The organism is Labrenzia sp. PO1 (assembly GCF_012273635.1).
GTDB classification, from domain to species: Bacteria; Pseudomonadota; Alphaproteobacteria; order Rhizobiales; family Stappiaceae; genus Roseibium; species Roseibium algicola.
Genome location: NZ_JAAXCR010000007.1, coordinates 98,191 through 117,551, shown reverse-complemented (window position 1 = coordinate 117,551; position 19,361 = coordinate 98,191). Strand labels below are relative to the sequence as shown.

Below are 19,361 nucleotides of genomic sequence, written 5' to 3'. Positions count from 1 at the left end.
GCATCAATCTGTTTTTCAAACAGGCAGCTACGTTAGCATGAAATAACGAAGATGTAACGCCCCAGGTTGACGGAATGCGGCAGCAATACCATTACGTGTATTGAAAGTTGCAATATTCCAAGATCCCCCTCTTCCCGGCGTTCGAAGACGAAATCACTTCGCCTGGCTAGATAGCCGACCACACGGATCAATGACCTCCGCCGGTACCGGCAGGTGCCGGTTTCGGTTCCCCCACGAAAGAGAGCGCGGCGACAAAGGCAAGGACCAAGCCTGTCAGGATCAGGAAAACAACCGAAAAGGACAGCCGGAAGGCTTCACGAGTGCCAATTGCACCGAGAGCGCATCGCCTCCCTATTTTCCGACGACCGCGTGCAAGTGCGCATCTAAAAAATCAAATTTAAATATTTAAGGAAAACTTCCCTAGCGTAATAAATGTATTGCTTTACAGATGGCAAGATTGAAGGCAAGCTAGAAGCGACAAAAGGAAATATATTATCAAGCACGCAAGTGGACACAGAGCGACTTCGCCTGACCATGGCGCAGATCGCATTGAAAACGCGTGTGAAAACCTATCCATGTGAAACAATCATTGTTAATTACCTCATTATTTCTGCGAAAAATTGGTGCCTAATCTTTTATTTTAGACTGTTTTCAGGTGGAGCGATTTTGTCGCTACGAGGAAATTCATGCAGGCAGCCGCTGAATACCGAAAGCCCGTAAGGCTATTCGAAAAATGGGAGAATCGGCAGAAAGTAATACTTTTTGCCGACGTAGTTGGATCTGCGCGGCTGTTTACGACTGCCGACAATGCATCCATAGGAGCTTGGCTCTCCTTTGTCGCCTACCTGAAAGATGACCTTCTGCCGGAACACGATGGCAGGCTCGTGAAGTCATTGGGCGACGGCATTCTGGCTGAAATCGAGCACGCAACGAGTGCAGTCCGATTTGCAATGCGTCTCACCACGGAACTGGCAAAGGTCAACGAGCAACTCCCTGCCGTGAACCGGTTGCAGGTTCGCATCGGTATCGACACCGGCGACGTGCTCACCACCGGCGATGACGACATTTATGGCAGCCACGTCAACATTGCCGCCCGTCTCATGTCACTTGCCCGGCCCGGAGAGATTGTTGCCTCCGCCGAAGTCAGGGATGCTTTGGCAAGCGAACTCGATGCAGAATTCGAGGATCTTGGTGATTGCCACCTCAAGAATGTCGCGGAGACGGTGCGGGCCTTCAGGGTTCATCCCGTGGGAACCCACCCGAGCATTTTCCCGTTACAGCAATTCGAAGACCTGTTCCCCACCGTCGCGGTTATTCCCTTCACGCCACGCAGCAGATCAAGAGACAATTACGTGCTCGGTGAAGTGCTCGCAGAGGAATTGATTGTCGCATTGTCCCGGTCCTCGGAACTCAATGTCATTTCCCGCCTTTCGACGACAGGTTTTCGCATGCGGAACATCTCCCTTGCCAAGATCTCGGAGACGCTTCAGGCGGATTTTGTCCTGTCGGGGACCTACAGCGGTGATGCGAACCACGTAATTCTGGACGCGGAACTCGCCGACGCAAAAACCGGGCGCGTGATCTGGTCGGATCGCCTGAGCGAGGAGGTTCCTACCCTCCTTAGCGATTCATCCGTCATGTATCAGTTCGCCAAGGACTGCCACGCGGCAATCTTCCGGAGCGAGGTGCAACAGGCACTGTCCTGCCCGATGCAGACACTCGATGCCTATTCGCTTCTCATGAGTGCGATCGGACTGATCTACAGGCTCTCGCGCCATCATTTCGAATACGCCGCCGAACTTCTTGACGAACTGATTCACCGTTCGTCGCGCCAACCCGCAATGGCCCTGGCATGGAAGGCAAAATGGCACGTTCTGGCGGTTCAACAGGGGTGGACGGATTCGCCAGAGCGCGAAAAATCCCTAGCCTTGAGCTGCACGCAAACCGCGCTCGACCACGACCCGACAAATGTCACGGCCCTTGTGTCCGAAGGATTTGCCCTCACAAATCTCGCGCACAAGCTCGAAGAAGCTGAACAGCGTTACAACATGGCCCTCGAGTACAATCCGAATTACGCCATGGGTCGCCTGCTGCGCGGCACTCTCTTCGCGTTCAAGGGAGCTGGCGAGGAGGCTGTCAAGGACACGGAACTGGCCCTCCGCCTGTCTCCCATCGATCCCTACAGGTACTTTTTCCTTTCGCTTGCGGCATCCGCCTGCGTTACGGCCGAAAAATATGACCGCGCTCTCGAGTTCGCCAACCAGTCGCTCCGCTCCAACCGCGCGCACACCTCGACGCTGCGTGCCAAGGCTGTCGCGGAAATGCGCCTTGGACACACCGGACTGGCAGCTCAGACCATCAGCGAACTGCGCGAGCGTCAGCCGGATCTGACCGTAAGCCGCTGGCTGAAGAATTCGCCAAGTGCGCAGTTTCAGGTTGGGAAGGACTTCGCCGAAACCCTAAGGCAAGCCGGACTGCCACCCTGAGAATGGAGCGGAACCGGCCAATCGAAAAGGTAGGGAGAGTTAGTCATGACACCTAGGGAAACAGCATATCCGGCAGGCGGCTTCGGGGGCTTTGGAGGATTTGGGGGCTTCGGCGGCTTCGGGGGATTTGGCGGGTTCGGAGGGTTTGGGGGCTTCGGGGGATTTGGCGGTTTTGGCGGGTTCGGCGGCGCCCCTTCCTTCGATTCACCGCTGATCGTGAACGCGCTGATCACCAATCACGATGGCATTGCCGGAACCTGGCAGACTGTTACGGCGGCCATCCAGGAGAACTGCCCGGAATACGATGCTTTTCTAGGCCGCCTCTCTCCGGAAGTCCGGCAAAGCATTTACACACTTGAACTGGCATCGAGGCTCGGCTTCACCTTCAAGTTTGAGGGAACGTGCTCCGGAACGGCTCAGGTATGGCACCTGAACGTGACCGGCAACCCTGACGGGACCGATACGCCACTCGCGGCTTATGCCATGCTTGCCAGGATGTCTCGCCCAACCATGGCGATCTTCAAGAAGCAGCTCGATCTCGTGGCAAATTATGCAGACCTGCGGCAGGATCGTGCGGCTGAAATTATCGCCCAACTCAGCACACCTGTTGAATTTCTGCGGTCAATCGCATACATCGCACCGGCTCGAACACCATATACGATCGAGCTGCTGGCAACTGCGCAGGGTCTCGCCAACCTGGTGGAGATGCGGATCAAGTATGCCCTGGCCTGCAAGCGTCCGATAGAAGTCTCCCCGCAGATCCAGCCGATGATCCTGACGCCCACGCATGGCACCCTGCCGAGCGGTCATTCAACGGAAGCCTTCACGCTGGCCCGGGTTCTTTGGCTCCTCCTGAGGGATGCCGGTGTCGTGCCTTATGACGACACGATCTGGGGCAAGATGTTCATGCGGCAGGCCTCGCGCATTGCAGTAAACCGCACCGTCGCGGGTGTACATTTTCCGGTCGACAGCGAGGCCGGCGCAATTCTCGGACTTACACTCGGCGCCTATTTCGCGGGTCGGTGCCAGGGTTCCAATGAAATCAAGGGATGGGCTTTCCACGGCGACCAGTATCCTGACAGCCGGGATTTCGACTGGACGCAGCTCTACGATCCGGCGACCCACACGCAGAAGGACCCGGGAGCCTGGGCCGACGAAACCACAACATCCCTCACCGGCACGACCATTCAATCCAGGCCGCTGGCCTGGCTGTGGAACCGCGCAAAGCAGGAATGGCTGGACCTGAGGGAACCCTGTGCCGGTGGCAGCAGCGGTGGCGGAACACTCGAGGATGGTGGGGATGGTGCCTCGCCTTTGGAAGACGACGGCTCGTGATCGCATAGCAAAGTCGAACCGGAGGTCAAGTCATGTCGGATACCAACGGAACCCTTGATGAATTTTCAATCGATCCGGTCACGAACTGGCGGCTGGCTGTTGCAGCAAAGTTCGGATCCGGAGAAGAAAACACTTGGTGGGACATCCTCGTCGAGCTCGATGACATCTCACTCGATGATCTGATCGCCAGGGCCAAGGATATCGGCGGTGGCAACGGGCTTGAGGATGCAGTCCTCATCCCGAATTTCTATACCGCGCAACAGCGCGCGGCCAAAGAAGCGATCCTGTATCCCTCACTCTACGCAAAAGACCTCTTCTTGCAGGAAGCGACGAGGAACGCGGGACAACTCGGAATAAAACGCATCATCCTTGGGACTGTCGTTCCGGTTGGACAGCTCGACACGAGCGCGCAGATCATGCCCGGCAATCTGCCGGAAATATTTGTCGAGGATGGTTCCGTTGTTACCGCTGTCATCGACAACGGCATCGCGTTCGGCCATGAACTTTTCCGGAAAACCGACCCAAATACGTCACGCGTTTCCTTTGCCTGGATCATGGACGCCAAACCGCGGACCGGCACCCTCGTCGTCCCGCAGGGCCACGCCCTTGCCAGGAGTGAAATCGACGGATTGCTTGCCGCGAACACGGCCAGCGGGCTCCTCGATGAGAACCGCTTCTACAGTCAGTGCGGATTGATCGACTACAGTTGGCCCGGGCTCAAGCCGGCCGCCATGCGAGTGTCCCACGGCACCCATGTGATGGGACTTGCCACCGGTTACCAACCCGGCACGAAGGACAACACGCGCCCCATCATCTGCGTGCAGCTGCCAACCAATCTCACCATGGATGTCAGCGGAGCGCAGATCCTGCCAGCTCTGGGACGCGCGATCGACTTCATCAAGATACACGCGGAACGCTACCGGCTCGAGACCGATCACGGCAAGCGGATCCCGCTGGTGGTCAATTTCAGTTTCGGGAATTTTGCAGGACCGCACGATGGTACCGGTCTGATCGAAGCGAAGATCGATCACGAGCTTCACTCGACCACCCAGCGTGAAATCCAGGTGGCTCTTCCTGCCGGGAACGGCAATCTGGCGCGCACCCACGCGGAGATTACCTTTACGGATGAGGATACGGGTAACGTCAGGCCCGCCAGCCTAGACTGGCGCATTCAACCTGACGACCGCAGCGCGAGCTACGTCGAAATCTGGATGCCGCCAAAGGAGAACCCCGACAACCTTGTGAGAGTGCGCGTTACGCCTCCCGTGGGACCGAGGAGTACGCCGGTTTCAACAGTGCCTGGAGAGACTGCGATCCTCCATTCCGGAGACAACGTGGAATTCGGCCGGATCCTCTACACACCTCCCCACGCGCCAACCTGGCGCGGTTGCATTGTCGTCGGCGTTCACCCGACCTTTCATCACGACGTCACGGATGACTTGGCACCTTCCGGTGTCTGGAAAATCGAAATCGAGAATGTTGCCCTGACCGAAACCGATCGGGTTCAGGTCTGGATCCGGCGCGACGAAACCTTGCCCGGGTTCCCGGCATTTGGACGCCAATCCTATTTCGACAATGACGACTATCAGCGTTTCGACAGCTTTGGAGCCCCCTTGCCGATCGATCCGCCCGGATCCGATTGCCTAGTCAAGCGCAGCGGCACCATAAGCGGCTTTGCCTGCGGCGAGTTTCCCGCCGTTCTTGCTGGATATGTCGAAACCCGCAACGATCTGGCCGGCTATTCTGCCGCAGGCCCAGTAACAACGGCATTCAATGCAACCGGTCCGACGAGAAACGGTCCGGATGCGGCCGCGGTCAGCGACGACACACCCGTCCTGCGAGGCATATTGAGTGCCGGATCACGCTGCGGATCGCTGGTATCTCTCGACGGAACCAGTGTCGCGACACCTCAGGTTGCCCGATGGATGGCCGACAGGCTTGCACAAGGCCAAACCGCAACGAAGGGTGACGTCAGTGCACAGGCCGCATTTGACGATCATCCGCCACCGTCAAGACCGGCCAATACGCGAATTGGCGGCGGCCGGATGCAACGAAGAATTCGTTTCGGACCGGACAGAAAAGCCTGATCGACACGGCAGTGCTCGTCCGGATGATCCACTATCTTGAAATCAATGACCGCCACCACCGGCAGGTGCCGGTTTCGGTCGTTCCACGAAATAGAGCGCGGAGACAAGAGCGAGGAACAAGCCTGTCAGGATCAGGAAAATATCCGAGAAGGAAAGCAGGAACGCTTCGCGGGTGACGATGCCTGACAACGTCTTCAAGGCCGCTGTTTCCGCATTCTGCCCCAGTTCCGAGAACGCATGTGTCATGTTGGTCAATGTCTCATTGACGACGGGACGCGACCAGTTGACCGTTTCGGAAATACGTTCGTAGTGGAAATCCTGCCGATTGGTCAGCAGCGTGTTGATCACCGCAAGACCGACGGCACCTCCCAGGTTCCGGGTTAGGTTGAACAGGCCAGATGCGTTCTTGATCATCTGCGGCGGCAACATACCAAGGGCGATATTGTTGATCGGTACCATGCACAGCATCAGCGAGCAGCCACGCAGGATCTGCGGAACCAGCAGTTCCCAGAAATCCCAGTCGTGCGTAATACCGGTCACCATGTAGGTGCCGATCGCAAAGCCCGAGAAGCCGATTGCCATCATCACACGCGGATCGAGCACGGACATCAGCCGCCCCGCAATCGGGGCTGTAAGGAACATGGCAAGACCGCTCACGAACATTGTCTCGCCAATCTGCAGCGAGGTGTAGTCGCGAACGCCGCTCAGATAGACCGGATAAAGATATGTCAGGCCGTAGAGCCCCACCCCCATGATGAAGCTGAAAAGACTGCCCATGGCGAAGTTCTTGTCGGCAAAGGCTCTCAGATCGACAATGGGTTCTCGCGCCGTGAAAGCCCGCCAGAAGAAGATCGCAGCTCCCAGCACAGTGATTGCGGAAAAGAATACGATCTCGCCGCTCTGGAACCAATCTTCGCCCGAGCCTTCTTCAAGAACGAATTCCAGAGAACCGAGGAAGATGGCCATGGCCGCGAAGCCATACCAGTCAAAATGATCGAGCAGAGACAGATCCGGCTCGTCGAAATCGATCAGGGTAACAGCGGCAAGCGTAACGAAGATGCCCGGCACCACGTTGATCAGGAACAGCCAATGCCAGGAGCCGAATTCGGTGAGATAACCGCCGAGCGTCGGACCGATGGTCGGTGCCAGCGTTGCGACAAGACCGATCACCGGTGAAATGACGTTGAATTTCTCACGCGGGAAAATCAGATAAGCCGTCGCGAAAACCGTCGGGATCATGCCGCCACCGAGAAACCCCTGCAAGGCACGGTAGATGATCATTTCCTCGATCGTGGAGGCAGTGGCGCACATCAGGCTCATCACCGTGAAACCGGCCGCTGACAGCGCGAACATCCAGCGCGTCGACAGCATGCGCGAGAGATATCCGGACAACGGGATCATGATGACTTCCGCTATCAGGTAACTTGTCTGCACCCAGGGTATGTCGTCCTGGGAAGCTCCAAGCCCGGCCTGGATTTCCGACAGGGACGCGGACACGATCTGGATATCCAGAATCGCCATGAACATGCCGAACACCATGCAGAGGAAGGTGAACAGCTTGCGTCCGTCGATGGATGCGCTTTGTGCCGTCTCGCTCATGTGACGTAGCCTTGAACCGGCGGTCATTCAGCCGAAAGAGACGGAATGGCCTGTGGCCGATCATTCGATACTGTTGGAACATCCGCGCAGGTCTTGCTGTCGACGGTCTGCTCTTCAAAGGGGCGGCATCCGCAAGATGCGGATACCGGGCTTGTGCGGTTGGAGGCCGCGGGGAGGACTTGATTTGATACGGACCCTTGATCCGCACCTGAAGGTCTAGTGGAGCGCCGACAGGGCGACGTTTTCTTTCTGGCCACCTGTCCTGGTGTCGACTTCGACAACCACCGACATGCCAGCTCGCAGATGTCCGCTTGTTATTTCTTCTTCCGGAACCTTGATCTTCACCGGCACGCGCTGAACCACCTTGGTGAAGTTGCCTGTCGCATTTTCGGCCGGCAGAAGGCTGAAGACGGAACCGGTCGCAGGAGCAATGCTTTCCACGGTTCCCTTGATTGGCTGGTCCGGATAGGCGTCGACGGAAATTTCAACCTCTGCTCCGGGCTGGATACCCTCGAGCTGAGTTTCCTTGAAATTCGCATCGATGTGAGTGTCGGCCAGCGGCACGATCGCGGCAATCCGGCTTCCCGGCTGCAGCAGGGAGCCGACCTGGGCTGCCCTGTTGCCGACGATGCCATCGACCGGTGCCCGAATGACGGTAAAGGCGAGGTCGCGCTCGGCTTTCTCAAGAGCTGTCTTGGCAGCAACCACTGCCTGTTCGGCTTCTTTCTTCTGGCCGTTGAGCACATCGATATTGGCTTTGGCCAGCGTCACCGCCGCCTGCGCATTCTCCAGATCCGCCTGCGCGCCTTTCAGTGAGGCATCGGCAGTATCAAGCGTTGCCTGGCTGGCAAACTTGTTGTCCGCCAGTCTTTTCTGACGATCGTAGTTCGCGGAAGCTTCGTCCTTCTGCGCCTTAGCGGAAGCAACAGACGCTTCAGCCTGCAGCACGGATGCCTTGGCCGCCGTAATCTGGGTCGCGATACGATCGACCGTTGCACGGGCACTGTCGATGGAATCCTTTGCGGACTGGACGGCAAGCTTGTAGTCGCCATCGTCGATCTTCAGCAGCACGTCACCGGCTTTCACGCGTTGATTGTCGCCGACAGCGACAGACGCAACATAACCGGACACCTTGGAAAGGATGACGGTGATATCCGCGGTCACATAGGCGTCGTCCGTGCTGGCAATGAATCTGCCTTCGGTCCACCAATGGTAAGCCTCATATCCACCAAAGCCGAGACCGGCGAGCAGAACCAGCGTGAAGACCCGCTTGGCCTTGCCTTTCTTTTTCGGAGGAGGCGCTTCTGCGCTGGTCGTTGCGGTTGTTACCTGTGCCTGAGACGAAACTGCCACCTGCCCGCCTTTGTTATCGCTTGTGTCTTTCGCGGAAGATGGTGTTGCCTGTCCGCTTTTCGAGGCTACTGAAGTCTCGTTGTCTTGATCCTGGCGGCTCGCAGCCTGCGGCCCACCACCGATCGCGCCGCTTTCGTTGCGGCCTTCTCTGAGTGCCACGATGGTATCCTTTGCCCAAAATTCTTGACCGCCCAGGCATTGACTGAACGGTTCGGTCAATGGCATTTATATGTTCATCTCCTTGGCGAACGCAAGGGTTCCGGCGAAATTTTTGCAACGCACAAGAGCCCCCTGTTCAACAACCTGGTTGATCGAGACGGCAACAAGACACTTTGGGAGGGGGACGCGAGACGCATCACCTGTCCGGAAGTCGGATCCTGTCGAAGATATTTTTTTAGGGGGCGTTTTGACTTGCAGACACAGCTGGTCTGACCAGGAAAGATTGAATGGTTCGTCCTGTTGGCCGATAGTGTTGAGATTGACCAACCACCTGCCGAACAGTTGACCTTTGCATTTATGGGAATGCTTTTTGAGAAAAACCGTGTGTTTGACCGAATACTAGCGGTAAACTACTGAAAGACGGCAGAAATTCGAGATTGCGATGACAACCGAAACACAGGAACTACCGGCGACAGCCGAAGATCCGGCTCAGAAGACCGACAACGCCAAGTGCAGGCAGATTCTTGCCGGAGCACGAAAAGTCTTCCGTGCAAAGGGATTCGATGGCGCCAGTATGGAGGTTATCGCCAAGGAAGCCGGCGTTTCCAAAGGCACGCTATACGTCTACTTCAGCAGCAAGGAAGCGCTGTTCGAGGCGCTGATTCTGCAAGAACGTTTCAGCCAGGCGGAAATCCTGCGGGAAGCCCTCGTCAGCAGGGCTGACGTGAAAAGCGATCTGCACCGTATCGGCCGCAGTTATCTGCAGAAAATGGCGAATCCGGAAAAATTGTCGACCCTCCGCATGGTAGTCGGCGCTGCGGAAAAATTCCCTCAGTTCGGCGTTCTGCTCTACGAAGCCGGTCCATGCCAGGGCCGACGCGACCTTGGTGCCTTCATCCAGGAGCGGATCGACCGCGGCGAGTTGAAGGACTGCGATGTCGAACTGGCGGCAGGCCAGTTTTTCGACTTGTGTGTGGCGGGCGTTCTAAGGCGCATGCTGCTCAATGCCGGCCCAAAGCCGAGCGAAGAAGAAATCGAAACCAATGTTGCAGCAGCGGTGAAGGTGTTTCTCGCGGCCTACGCAGCGTGACAGGCCGCGCTGCCTACCTCCTCATAGTTCACATGAATTCGATTTCCGACCTGACCGGGGCGGACAGACGGCCGTAACTTCCTATATTAAGCGGTAAAGCAATTGCCACCGCACACTGTAGGTTCCATGACCGCCCGACCGCCCATTTTCCAGTTCGACAATTCCTACGCACGGGACCTGCCCGGCTTTTATGTGGCCTGGGAAGGCGCGAAGGTGCCAACGCCGCAGCTTGTGGTGTTCAATCGTGAACTTGCAAAAGAACTCGGCCTTGATTCCAACCTTCTGGAAACATCCGAAGGCGCAGAGATTTTTGCCGGGGTCCGTCAGCCGGACGGCGCATCGCCTCTTGCCCAGGTGTATGCCGGCCACCAGTTTGGTGGCTTCTCGCCACAGCTGGGGGATGGCCGCGCGCTTCTTCTCGGAGAGATCATCGACAGCACCGGCAATCGGAAGGACATTCAGCTGAAAGGGTCGGGACCGACCCCCTTCTCCCGTGGTGGAGATGGCAAGGCTGTCGTGGGCCCGGTCTTGCGCGAATATATCCTCGGCGAAGCCATGCATGCACTCGGCATCCCGACGACAAGAGCACTGGCAGCCGTAACCACCGGAGAAACCATCTACCGGGATGGTCCGAAACCGGGCGCAGTATTGACCCGTGTCGCCGCAAGCCATTTGCGGGTCGGTACCTTCCAGTATTTTGCGGCACGCGGTGAAACGGACAAAGTCCGCCAGCTCGCCGACTACGCCATTGACCGCCACGATCCGGATCTTGCCGGACAGCCGGACCGCTATATCCGGCTGTTTCGGGGAGTAGTCGAGCGCCAGGCAGCGCTGGTCGCCAATTGGGTGCTTGTCGGGTTCGTTCACGGTGTCATGAACACCGACAACACGACGATTTCCGGCGAAACAATCGACTATGGCCCCTGTGCCTTCATTGACGCCTATGATCCGGCAGCCGTGTTCAGCTCCATTGACCACGGTGGACGATACGCGTTTGGCCGCCAACCCGTCATCATGCAATGGAACCTTGCCCGGCTTGCCGAAACCCTTTTGCCCCTGATCCAGCCCGATGATCTGGACAAGGCAGTCGAACTGGCCAGCGCCGAACTCGGCCGCTTTCCTGAAATCTACCGCGCAGCGTGGCTGAACGGGATGCGCGCAAAGCTGGGTTTAGTGGAAGAAACCGCGGAAGATCAGGACCTGTTCGAAACGATGCTTTCGGTCCTGCAGGAACAATCGGTCGACTACACGCTCTTCTTCCGGCACCTGAGCGAGGCTGCTGTCGGCGAGCCGCAAAAGCTGCGCGAGCTTTTTGTCGATCCGACACAGATAGACGGCTGGCTGAAGCGCTGGATGCAACGTCTCGAAAGTGAAGGTAGAGCGCCTGCAGATACCAGGACGGCGATGAACCTTGTCAATCCGCTCTACATTCCACGGAACCACATGGTGGAAGAGGCACTCCAGAGCGCGGAAACTGGAGAGTATTTTTTGCTCAATGAGTTACTGGGCGTTCTAAAAGCTCCGTATGAAGAACGAACAGGCTTTGAGAGCTATGCCCTTCCTGCCCCGGAGGCGTTTGGTCCCTATCAAACCTTCTGCGGAACGTAAGACCAAACCTGGCGCCCGACACAGTCGGTCCGATTGCGCAAGGTGCCACTTCGCTCTCGAACGCCGTCACCACAACCCTTGCACTAATCGGATTGCCATCTGCAGCCGGAACTCTATTCTTACGCGGGGTAACAAGCATTCCCGGGGGCGCTGAAATGAAAATAATCCCACTTCTGCTGACGAGCACCTTGCTGCTTTCCGGATCTGCCTTCGCTGAGGAAAACAGCCTCCCCCCGCTGACCCCGGACGACCTTCAATTCTCGCCCGAGAATATGGATACCTCTGTGGATCCAGCCGACGATTTTTATCGCTATGCTTCAGGCAAGTGGCTCGACCGGGTGAACCGGCCAGTGGACAAGGCGCGTTGGGATATTTTTTCGATCATCGGCGAAAGACTGATCAAGCAGCTTGCAGCTGTTTCCGAAAAGGCAAGCGAGAGCACCGCGGAAGCGCCCAAGGGCAGCCCGACGCAGCTCGTTGGCGATTTCTACAAAGCCTATATGAATGTCGAGGCGATGGATGCTGCAGGCATCGAACCGATCCAAAGTGACCTGGACGCCATCGAAGCCCTGGAAACCCTGGATGACCTCACCCGGTTCGCGGCTGACCAGGCCGCAATGTCCGGACCGGCCCTGTTCGCGATTTTCGCCCCCAGTGCAGATCCAGCGGACAGCAAGCGCTACGCAATTTTTTCAGTAGGTCCCAGTTTCGGCGTTGAGGACCACCATCTCGAACTCTTGCGCAATAAGGAAGGCGATCCGCGCATTCCTGCCTACCGTGCCTATGTGGCGGAAATCATGAAGGTCGCCGGTTATCCGGAGGACGATGCCGCCCGCATCGCCGACACCACACTTCGAATAGAAACAGCGCTTTATGCCGGGATACTGACGCCCGAGGAAGGCAACGATCCACGCAACCGCTACAGCAAACTTGGTTATGAAGAGGTCCAGGCGCAGGTGCCGGAATTCGACCTAGATCTCTATCTTGAAACAGTCGGCTTTGAGAAACCCGACGCAGTCTTCATGTTTGAACCAAGGGCTCTGCCAGAACTCTCGAAAGTGCTGAAGGAAACACCGCTTGAAGATCTGAAAGCCTATGCGGCTTTTCGGGTTATTGAAAACTACAAGGAATTCCTGACATCAGCCTTCGAAGAACCTGCCAAGGAGTTCAATCTTGTCCTGACCGGTGCCCGAACGGACCGCCCTCGTCAGGAGCACATGTACGACCTGCTGAAAGAGAACCTCGGCCATCCTGCCAGCCAGCTCTTCGTGGAAACCTACTATTCCGACGAGACCAAGGCCGAAGTCATCAAGATGGTCGAGCGCATTCACGGGAAGTTTCGCGAGCGCGTCGAAACGCGGGATTGGTTGTCGGAAGATACTCGTGCCGAAGCCCTGAAGAAGGTCGACACCTTCTACTACAAAGTCGGCTATCCCGATGAATGGGTCGATTATTCCAAACTCGAGATCGGGGACGATCCCGTAGAAAACATGCGCAATCTTGGAGCCTTTTCCATGAACCGCATGCTGGAGAAAATCAAAAAACCCGTCGTACACGAGGAATTCAACACGCAGACGACGCTGCCGATCGTCATCAATGCCGGCTACACGCCCTCCATCAACGGCTTCGAGGTCAATGCGGCCATCACCCAGCCGCCAGCCTATAGCCACGACATGGACGCTCCCTTGCGCTTCTGCCGGATCGGCGCGGTCATCGGCCACGAAATGACCCACGGTTTCGATAGCGGTGGCCGCCGATACGATGCGGAAGGCAACTTTCGTGACTGGTGGACGGAAGCAGATGCAAAGGCCTTCGACAGCGAGGCCCAGAAACTGATCGATCAGGCAAACGCGTTCGAAGTGCTGCCTGGCCTTAACGCCAACGGCCCGCTGAATGTCCGAGAGAACATGGCCGATGTCGGCGGCATCACGATCGCCTATGAAAGCCTGATGGATTATCTGGCCGAGCACCCTGAGGAAAATGTCGAGATAGATGGCTTGTCGCCGGCCAAGCGCTGTTTCATCGGCTGGGCCCAGTTCTGGACGGCCAAGTCTTCCGATCCGTTCTTGCGCATGCTTGTCGCCGGTGACGGGCATCCTCCGAGCCCTTATCGAGCTTTTGCCGCCCTACAGCATGTTGATGCGTTCTACGAGACTTTCGGCATCGAGGAGGGCGATCCGATGTGGCTGCCACCGGAGAAACGGGTGAGAGCCTGGTAAGCCCCATCAAGGTAATCTACGGCCAGGCAGCCAAGGACCTCCCTACCCGGCCAGGCGCTCGACCAGAAAATTCATTTCCTTCTCCAGCTTTTCTCCGGACAGGCCGACGAACCGTGCCTCCAGGCTGATCGTGACGAGACCGTGTACCGCCGCAAAAGCGGTGCGTGTCCGGGCTGCGAGATCTTCTTCCATCATGCTTGGATCGAGTTCGCGCAACGGTGCTGCGATGAAACCGAGAAGCGCGATATTTTCCTGAATATGCCACTCAGGCACCGCCTTGCTTTCAGGCAAGTGATGGCTGAACAATGTCATCCAGAGGTTTCGATTGTCGCGCGCAAACGCCAGATAGGCCAGCGCCAGCGCCTTGAGCCGAGCCAAAGGCTCATCCACGGTTTCGACTTTCGATGCCATCAGATCCTTGATGCGGCCGAGCGTCACCGAGTTGACCGCAAGCAACAACGCATCCTGATCTGCGAAATGCTTGTAGACCGATCCCACCGAGTAACCGGCATCAGCCGCGATCTTTCTGATGTTGACCGCTTCCATGCCCCCTGCTTCCACAGCGGCAATCGCCGCTTCCAGAACGCGACGATGGGTTTCTTCGCTTTTTGCTTTTTGAACTCCGGCCATTAACCGTCTCGCACCTCAAAAGTGAACTTTGTTCATTTTTCCGCTTGACCTAATCAAAATCATGTGGCTTTGTCAAATAGTGAACAACGTTCACCTTTTGAGAGAGGCACGATGTTTGAGCCATTCATGAACCAACTGAAGGCGTTGTTTCTAACCAGCGCCGAGGAAAGCCGGGACAATCAGTCTCTTGCTCTCCTCTCCATCAACACGCGTACAGCCGCCGCTTCCGTCCGGGCTGCCCAGGTTGCCCTGGCCCGCGCCAAGGCAGAACAGCAGCAGGACCGCAAGCGGCTGTGGCAAATCAATGCATCCCTCGAAGATCTGGAGAACAGGGCTCGCAACGCCCTCCTCAAAGGTCTTGCCCCCCTCGCGAGAGAGGCTGCGGAAGCTATCGCACTTCTGGAAGACGAAAAGTCGGCGCTCGAAGAGGCGATCCGGTCGTTCGACGGCGATCTTTCAAGCCTCACGGAAACCTTGCACCGCGCCCAGAGCCGTCTGCGCGCCCTCAAGCGCGGTGAACGCACCGTTGAAGTTCGCGACCAGATCCAGAAAGCACAGTCCTTTGGCTCCAGTACCGGCCAGTCGGCACTCGCCCTCGCAGAGGGACAGCTGGAGGACATCCGCCGACGCCAGGAACGCGACCAATTGGCCGAACAGGAATTCAAGACCTTGTCGGCAGCGGATAGCCCGAGTGCGGTTATCGAGAAACTGGGCGATGCCGGCTGCGGCGCACCCGTGAAAACCCGAGCGGACGATGTGCTCGCCCGCTTGAAATCCGACATTCCCCTTCTTCTGGAAAAAAGCAGCTAACACGAGGACAAGACCATGCAGGAACCCACAGTCAAACATTCCAACAACTGGACCATTTTTACCGCCGGCAGTTTCGCAGTTGCCGCTATCATGATGGCCCTGGGCATCTGGAACCTTGAAGCAAGCTTCTCCGCGAAAGGCTTCTACGCAATGGCCGCAATCATGCTGGTCCATACAGCGGTCACCCTGACCAAGACCATGCGTGATCGCGAAGAAGCCAACAAGTTCCATAACCGCCTGGAAGACGCAAAGACGGAAAAACTGCTGATGGACATCAGCAAGCCGGAACAAGTCTGATCCAGAAATAAAACCGGGCGGAGTTTCTAACCCTCCGTCCGGGTTTCAAAGATTGAAGGTTATGAAGCAGATTGACAGACAGCTGCTTCGAAGGAGGACCTCATGAGCGCGTCACTGATGACATCCAGACGTTTCGCACCGCTCTTCTGGACGCAGTTTTTCTCTGCATTCAACGACAATTTCCTGAAAAACGCCCTGGTGTTCCTGGTGTTGTTCCAGGTTGGTGGACACGGCGCAGACGGTGGCAACACCGGTGTTCTGATAACGTTGGCCGGGGCTGTCTTCATCGCGCCCTTCCTGTTTCTGTCCGCACTCGGGGGCGAACTCGCAGACAAGTTCGACAAGGCACGGATTGCCCGGGCAACCAAGCTTGCAGAAATTGCAGGCGCAGGCCTGGCCGTGACAGGCATGGCCTTGTCCTTCCTCCCCATCCTCTTTGCCGCGCTATTCGTGTTTGGTGCCATGTCTGCCTTGTTCAGCCCGGTCAAATACGGGCTGCTCCCGGATCATCTGCCGGCTTCAAACCTGCCGCGCGCCAATGCCTGGATAGAAGCGGGAACTTTTCTGGCAATCCTGGGCGGCACGATTTCCGCCGGCCTTTTGTTCAGCACCGGCGCTCCCACCCTGATCTTTGCTCCAGTGATGATAGCCCTGGCTCTCGCATGTTACGGACTGAGCCGGCAAATTCCCTCCGCGCCGGCAGCAGCCCCTCATCTGACGATTGACTGGAATCTTGCGACATCCACATGGTGCGTGGTGAGAGATCTGGCTGCCGATCGTCGTCTCTTCCTGGTAGCCATGATGAATGCCTGGTTCTGGCTCATCGGTGCCATGGTGCTCGCTGTTCTGCCGCTGATGGTTAAGACGTTCCTGGGCGGTGAAGAAATTGCCGTCACCTATTTCCTGACCGTCTTCGCCGTTTCGATCGGCATCGGGTCGGCAATTGCCGCCTGGCTTCTGGCTGGCCGTGTCGTCCTTTTGCCGGCTCCTGTCGGAACGCTCCTGCTGGCGCTCTTTTGCCTGGATGCGGCATTGACCCTGGCAGGCCTGCCGGCAACCGCAACAGCATCTGGTTTGCGCGAGTTCCTCACCCATGAGGGCGTAATCCGCCTCAGTGTCGATATGGCCGGCCTTGCCATTTCCGGTGCGTTGCTGGTTGTTCCCACCTTCACGGCACTCCAGACCTGGGCGAAACCGCAGGTACGTGCCCGCCGGATAGCAGCGTCCAACGCCCTTGGCGCTGCCCTGATGACGGTTGGCGGACTGTTGCTGGCAGGAGCCCAGAAACTTGGATTTTCCGTTCCTGCAATTTTTCTGGCGCTGGCCGGGCTGAACCTTGTCGCAGCTATCGTGATGTTCAAGATCCTGCCGACCAACCCGATGCGCGATGCAATCTCGATCCTCTATCGCGCCATCTTCCGGATGGAAGTCAAAGGCCTGGAAAATCTGGAAAAAGCCGGCGAAGCCCCGATCCTGGCGCTGAACCACGTTAGTTTGCTGGACGCTGGCCTGGCTCTGACCCTGACCGACAAGAAGCCGTCCTTCGCCATCGACTATGACATTGCCCGGCGCTGGTGGGTCAAACCCTTCCTGCACCTTGCTAATGCCTTGCCGATCAACCCGTCAAAACCCATGGCCACCCGCGCACTGATCAAGGTGGTGAACTCCGGCGAACCTATGGTGATCTTCCCGGAAGGCCGGCTGACTGTCACCGGCAGCCTGATGAAGGTCTACGACGGTGCGGCCATGGTGGCCGACAAGACCGGGGCCATGATCGTCCCGATCCGCATCGACGGCCTTGAAAAAACGCCGTTCTCCTACCTGAACCCAAGCCAGATCCGCAAGCGTCTGTTCCCCAAAGTGAAGGTGACAATCATGGAACCTACCCGCCTGGACCTCGACGACGAACTGAGGGGACGTCAGCGGCGCGCTGCAGCCGGCGCCAAGCTGTACAGCGTCATGTCCGAACTGATGTTTGAAACCAGCCTGACGGAAGACGTGACGATCCTGGAGAAGGTAATCGCCACGGCAGAAGAATACGGCTACGGCAAGCTGGCGGTTGAGGATCCGGTGTCCGGAAAGCTGAATGCAGGCAAACTGCTGACAGGCGTCTCAGTGCTGGGCCGCAAACTGTTGCGGCACACCGGCGGAGAAGAGACCCTCGGCATCATGCTGCCGAATGCCAATGGCGCTGCCGTTACCGTTCTGGCGACCATGTCTGCCGGCAAGGTGCCCGCCATGATCAATTTCACCGCCGGTCAGGAAAACATTCTCGCGGCCTGCCGTGCTGCGGATGTTCGTACGCTGTTGTCTTCCCGCGCCTTCGTCAAGCAGGCCCGTCTGGAGCAACTGGCTTCAAACCTGGAAGACCACGTTCGCATCATCTGGCTGGAAGATCTGCGCTCTGAAATCGGCTTCTTGGACAAGATCCGCGGCCTTCTGACCAAAAGCCGCCCCCTGGTACGCAGGCAGGCCGACGACACGGCAGTGATCCTGTTCACCTCCGGATCGGAGGGAACACCGAAAGGCGTTGTGCTGACACACAGGAACATCCTGTCCAATGCCACGCAGGCAGCCGCCAGGATCGATTTCACCCCGAACGACAAGGTGTTCAACGTCTTGCCGATGTTCCATTCCTTCGGCCTGACCGCGGGCACCATCCTGCCGCTGATATCCGGTGTGCCGGTCTATCTCTATCCCTCGCCCCTGCATTACCGGATCGTTCCGGAGCTGATCTACACCTCCAATGCGACGATCCTGTTCGGTACGGATACCTTTCTCAACGGGTATGCCCGCGTTGCCCATGCCTACGACTTCCGCTCCCTGCGCTACTGTTTTGCAGGCGCGGAGCCGGTGAAACCGTCAACCAGGCAGATCTATCAGGAACGCTTCGGTCTGCGTGTTCTGGAAGGATACGGCGTGACCGAGACCGCACCGGTCATCGCACTCAACACGCCGATGTACAACCGTCCGGGCACGGTCGGCAAACTGATGCCCGGCATGAAGGCTCGCCTTGAGCCCGTACCTGGTGTGGAAACCGGCGGCAGACTGCATGTGTCGGGACCGAACGTGATGGTCGGTTATCTGAAGGCCGAAAATCCCGGCGTCGTCGAACCACTTGTCGACGGCTGGCACGACACCGGCGACATTGTCGAGATCGACGACGACGGCTACATCATCATCAAGGGCCGCGCCAAGCGCTTCGCCAAGATTGCAGGCGAGATGGTGTCTCTGTCCGCCGTGGAAGCCCTGGCGGGTCAGATCTGGCCGCAGCATCTGTCCGCAGTTGCCGCCATCAAGGATGCCCGCAAGGGCGAGAAACTGGTGCTTGTGACGGAAAACCCGGATGCGGACCGCGCAGCCTTCGTTGAAGGCGCCAAAGCCCGAGGCGCACAGGACCTCATGATACCGGCAGAAGTCCGTGTGGTATCCAAGGTTCCTGTCCTGGGTTCCGGAAAGCTGGACTTCGCAGCGGTTGCAAAACTGGTCAAAGACGGATCTGAACTGGGCGAAGCCGCCTGACATTACGCCCCGACCTGACGCAAGCCGGGTCGGGGTGAATACTGATCACCACGCCTCTTTATCTTATCTAGAGAGATTTTTCAGCATCGCCAACAAGACATCAGAAGAACATTTCCCGATTTAAACCGCCAGTAACGCAAGAATTGCCCTCCCGGCGAAACTAAAC

At 57.5% G+C, this 19,361-nt stretch carries 12 protein-coding genes; 9 read left to right on the top strand and 3 right to left on the bottom strand.

Features of this window, described 5'->3' with window-relative positions:
- The first annotated feature begins 686 nt into the window (after window positions 1–686).
- From HCG46_RS27575 to HCG46_RS27565, 3 genes are read left to right on the top strand one after another with little or no spacing between them, the layout of a single operon-like run.
- Window positions 687–2,486, top strand: coding sequence for a FlgO family outer membrane protein (locus HCG46_RS27575; RefSeq protein ID WP_168688078.1), 1,800 nt, complete (start codon window positions 687–689; stop codon window positions 2,484–2,486).
- 45 nt (window positions 2,487–2,531) lie between these two features.
- Window positions 2,532–3,821, top strand: coding sequence for a phosphatase PAP2 family protein (locus tag HCG46_RS27570; RefSeq protein WP_168688077.1), 1,290 nt, complete (start codon window positions 2,532–2,534; stop codon window positions 3,819–3,821).
- A gap of 32 nt (window positions 3,822–3,853) precedes the next feature.
- A complete protein-coding gene (locus HCG46_RS27565; RefSeq protein ID WP_168688076.1) occupies window positions 3,854–5,908 on the top strand; it encodes a hypothetical protein in 2,055 nt (684 codons plus the stop codon).
- 42 nt (window positions 5,909–5,950) lie between these two features.
- Here HCG46_RS27565 and HCG46_RS27560 read toward each other — a convergent pair whose 3' ends face one another.
- On the bottom strand, window positions 5,951–7,507 hold the full coding sequence (locus tag HCG46_RS27560) for a DHA2 family efflux MFS transporter permease subunit (RefSeq protein WP_205838731.1): 1,557 nt from the start codon (window positions 7,505–7,507) through the stop codon (window positions 5,951–5,953).
- Window positions 7,508–7,723: 216 nt separating this feature from the next.
- Window positions 7,724–9,019: an HlyD family secretion protein gene (locus HCG46_RS27555; RefSeq protein ID WP_209009650.1), complete on the bottom strand. Its 1,296-nt coding sequence runs from the start codon at window positions 9,017–9,019 to the stop codon at window positions 7,724–7,726.
- Window positions 9,020–9,461: 442 nt separating this feature from the next.
- Between HCG46_RS27555 and HCG46_RS27550 the strand changes: the two genes are divergently transcribed.
- The 3 genes from HCG46_RS27550 (at window position 9,462) to HCG46_RS27540 (ending at window position 13,936) form a co-directional block, all read left to right on the top strand.
- Window positions 9,462–10,109, top strand: coding sequence for a TetR/AcrR family transcriptional regulator (locus HCG46_RS27550; RefSeq protein WP_055654581.1), 648 nt, complete (start codon window positions 9,462–9,464; stop codon window positions 10,107–10,109).
- A 126-nt stretch (window positions 10,110–10,235) separates the two neighbouring features.
- Entirely contained in the window at window positions 10,236–11,717 is a 1,482-nt protein-coding gene (locus HCG46_RS27545; RefSeq protein WP_168688073.1) for a protein adenylyltransferase SelO, read from the top strand.
- Between the two features lie 155 nt (window positions 11,718–11,872).
- Complete coding sequence (locus tag HCG46_RS27540) at window positions 11,873–13,936, top strand: M13 family metallopeptidase (protein ID WP_168688072.1); 2,064 nt, start codon at window positions 11,873–11,875, stop codon at window positions 13,934–13,936.
- 42 nt (window positions 13,937–13,978) lie between these two features.
- Here the strand turns inward: HCG46_RS27540 and HCG46_RS27535 are convergent, their stop codons facing one another.
- Window positions 13,979–14,566, bottom strand: coding sequence for a TetR/AcrR family transcriptional regulator (locus HCG46_RS27535; protein ID WP_168688071.1), 588 nt, complete (start codon window positions 14,564–14,566; stop codon window positions 13,979–13,981).
- A gap of 126 nt (window positions 14,567–14,692) precedes the next feature.
- Here HCG46_RS27535 and HCG46_RS27530 point away from each other — a divergent pair, with 126 nt between their 5' ends.
- The 3 genes from HCG46_RS27530 to HCG46_RS27520 all read left to right on the top strand — a co-directional run bounded on the left by HCG46_RS27530 (window position 14,693) and on the right by HCG46_RS27520 (window position 19,195).
- Window positions 14,693–15,376, top strand: a complete 684-nt coding sequence (locus HCG46_RS27530) for a PspA/IM30 family protein (RefSeq protein WP_168688070.1) — start codon at window positions 14,693–14,695, stop codon at window positions 15,374–15,376.
- A gap of 15 nt (window positions 15,377–15,391) precedes the next feature.
- Window positions 15,392–15,673, top strand: a complete 282-nt coding sequence (locus HCG46_RS27525) for a YiaA/YiaB family inner membrane protein (RefSeq protein ID WP_022998340.1) — start codon at window positions 15,392–15,394, stop codon at window positions 15,671–15,673.
- 102 nt (window positions 15,674–15,775) lie between these two features.
- Window positions 15,776–19,195, top strand: coding sequence for an acyl-[ACP]--phospholipid O-acyltransferase (locus tag HCG46_RS27520; protein ID WP_168688069.1), 3,420 nt, complete (start codon window positions 15,776–15,778; stop codon window positions 19,193–19,195).
- Window positions 19,196–19,361: the final 166 nt, after the last annotated feature.

Excerpts from the sequence above, each read along its gene's own strand:
- HCG46_RS27550 (WP_055654581.1), top strand. The coding sequence starts at position 9,462 with ATGACAACCGAAACACAGGAACTACCGGCGACAGCCGAAGATCCGGCT.
- HCG46_RS27525 (WP_022998340.1), top strand. The coding sequence starts at position 15,392 with ATGCAGGAACCCACAGTCAAACATTCCAACAACTGGACCATTTTTACC.
- HCG46_RS27570 (WP_168688077.1), top strand. The coding sequence starts at position 2,532 with ATGACACCTAGGGAAACAGCATATCCGGCAGGCGGCTTCGGGGGCTTT.
- HCG46_RS27545 (WP_168688073.1), top strand. The coding sequence starts at position 10,236 with ATGACCGCCCGACCGCCCATTTTCCAGTTCGACAATTCCTACGCACGG.
- HCG46_RS27530 (WP_168688070.1), top strand. The coding sequence starts at position 14,693 with ATGAACCAACTGAAGGCGTTGTTTCTAACCAGCGCCGAGGAAAGCCGG.
- HCG46_RS27575 (WP_168688078.1), top strand. The coding sequence starts at position 687 with ATGCAGGCAGCCGCTGAATACCGAAAGCCCGTAAGGCTATTCGAAAAA.
- HCG46_RS27540 (WP_168688072.1), top strand. The coding sequence starts at position 11,873 with ATGAAAATAATCCCACTTCTGCTGACGAGCACCTTGCTGCTTTCCGGA.
- HCG46_RS27535 (WP_168688071.1), bottom strand. The coding sequence starts at position 14,566 with ATGGCCGGAGTTCAAAAAGCAAAAAGCGAAGAAACCCATCGTCGCGTT.
- HCG46_RS27565 (WP_168688076.1), top strand. The coding sequence starts at position 3,854 with ATGTCGGATACCAACGGAACCCTTGATGAATTTTCAATCGATCCGGTC.
- HCG46_RS27560 (WP_205838731.1), bottom strand. The coding sequence starts at position 7,507 with ATGAGCGAGACGGCACAAAGCGCATCCATCGACGGACGCAAGCTGTTC.
- HCG46_RS27520 (WP_168688069.1), top strand. The coding sequence starts at position 15,776 with ATGAGCGCGTCACTGATGACATCCAGACGTTTCGCACCGCTCTTCTGG.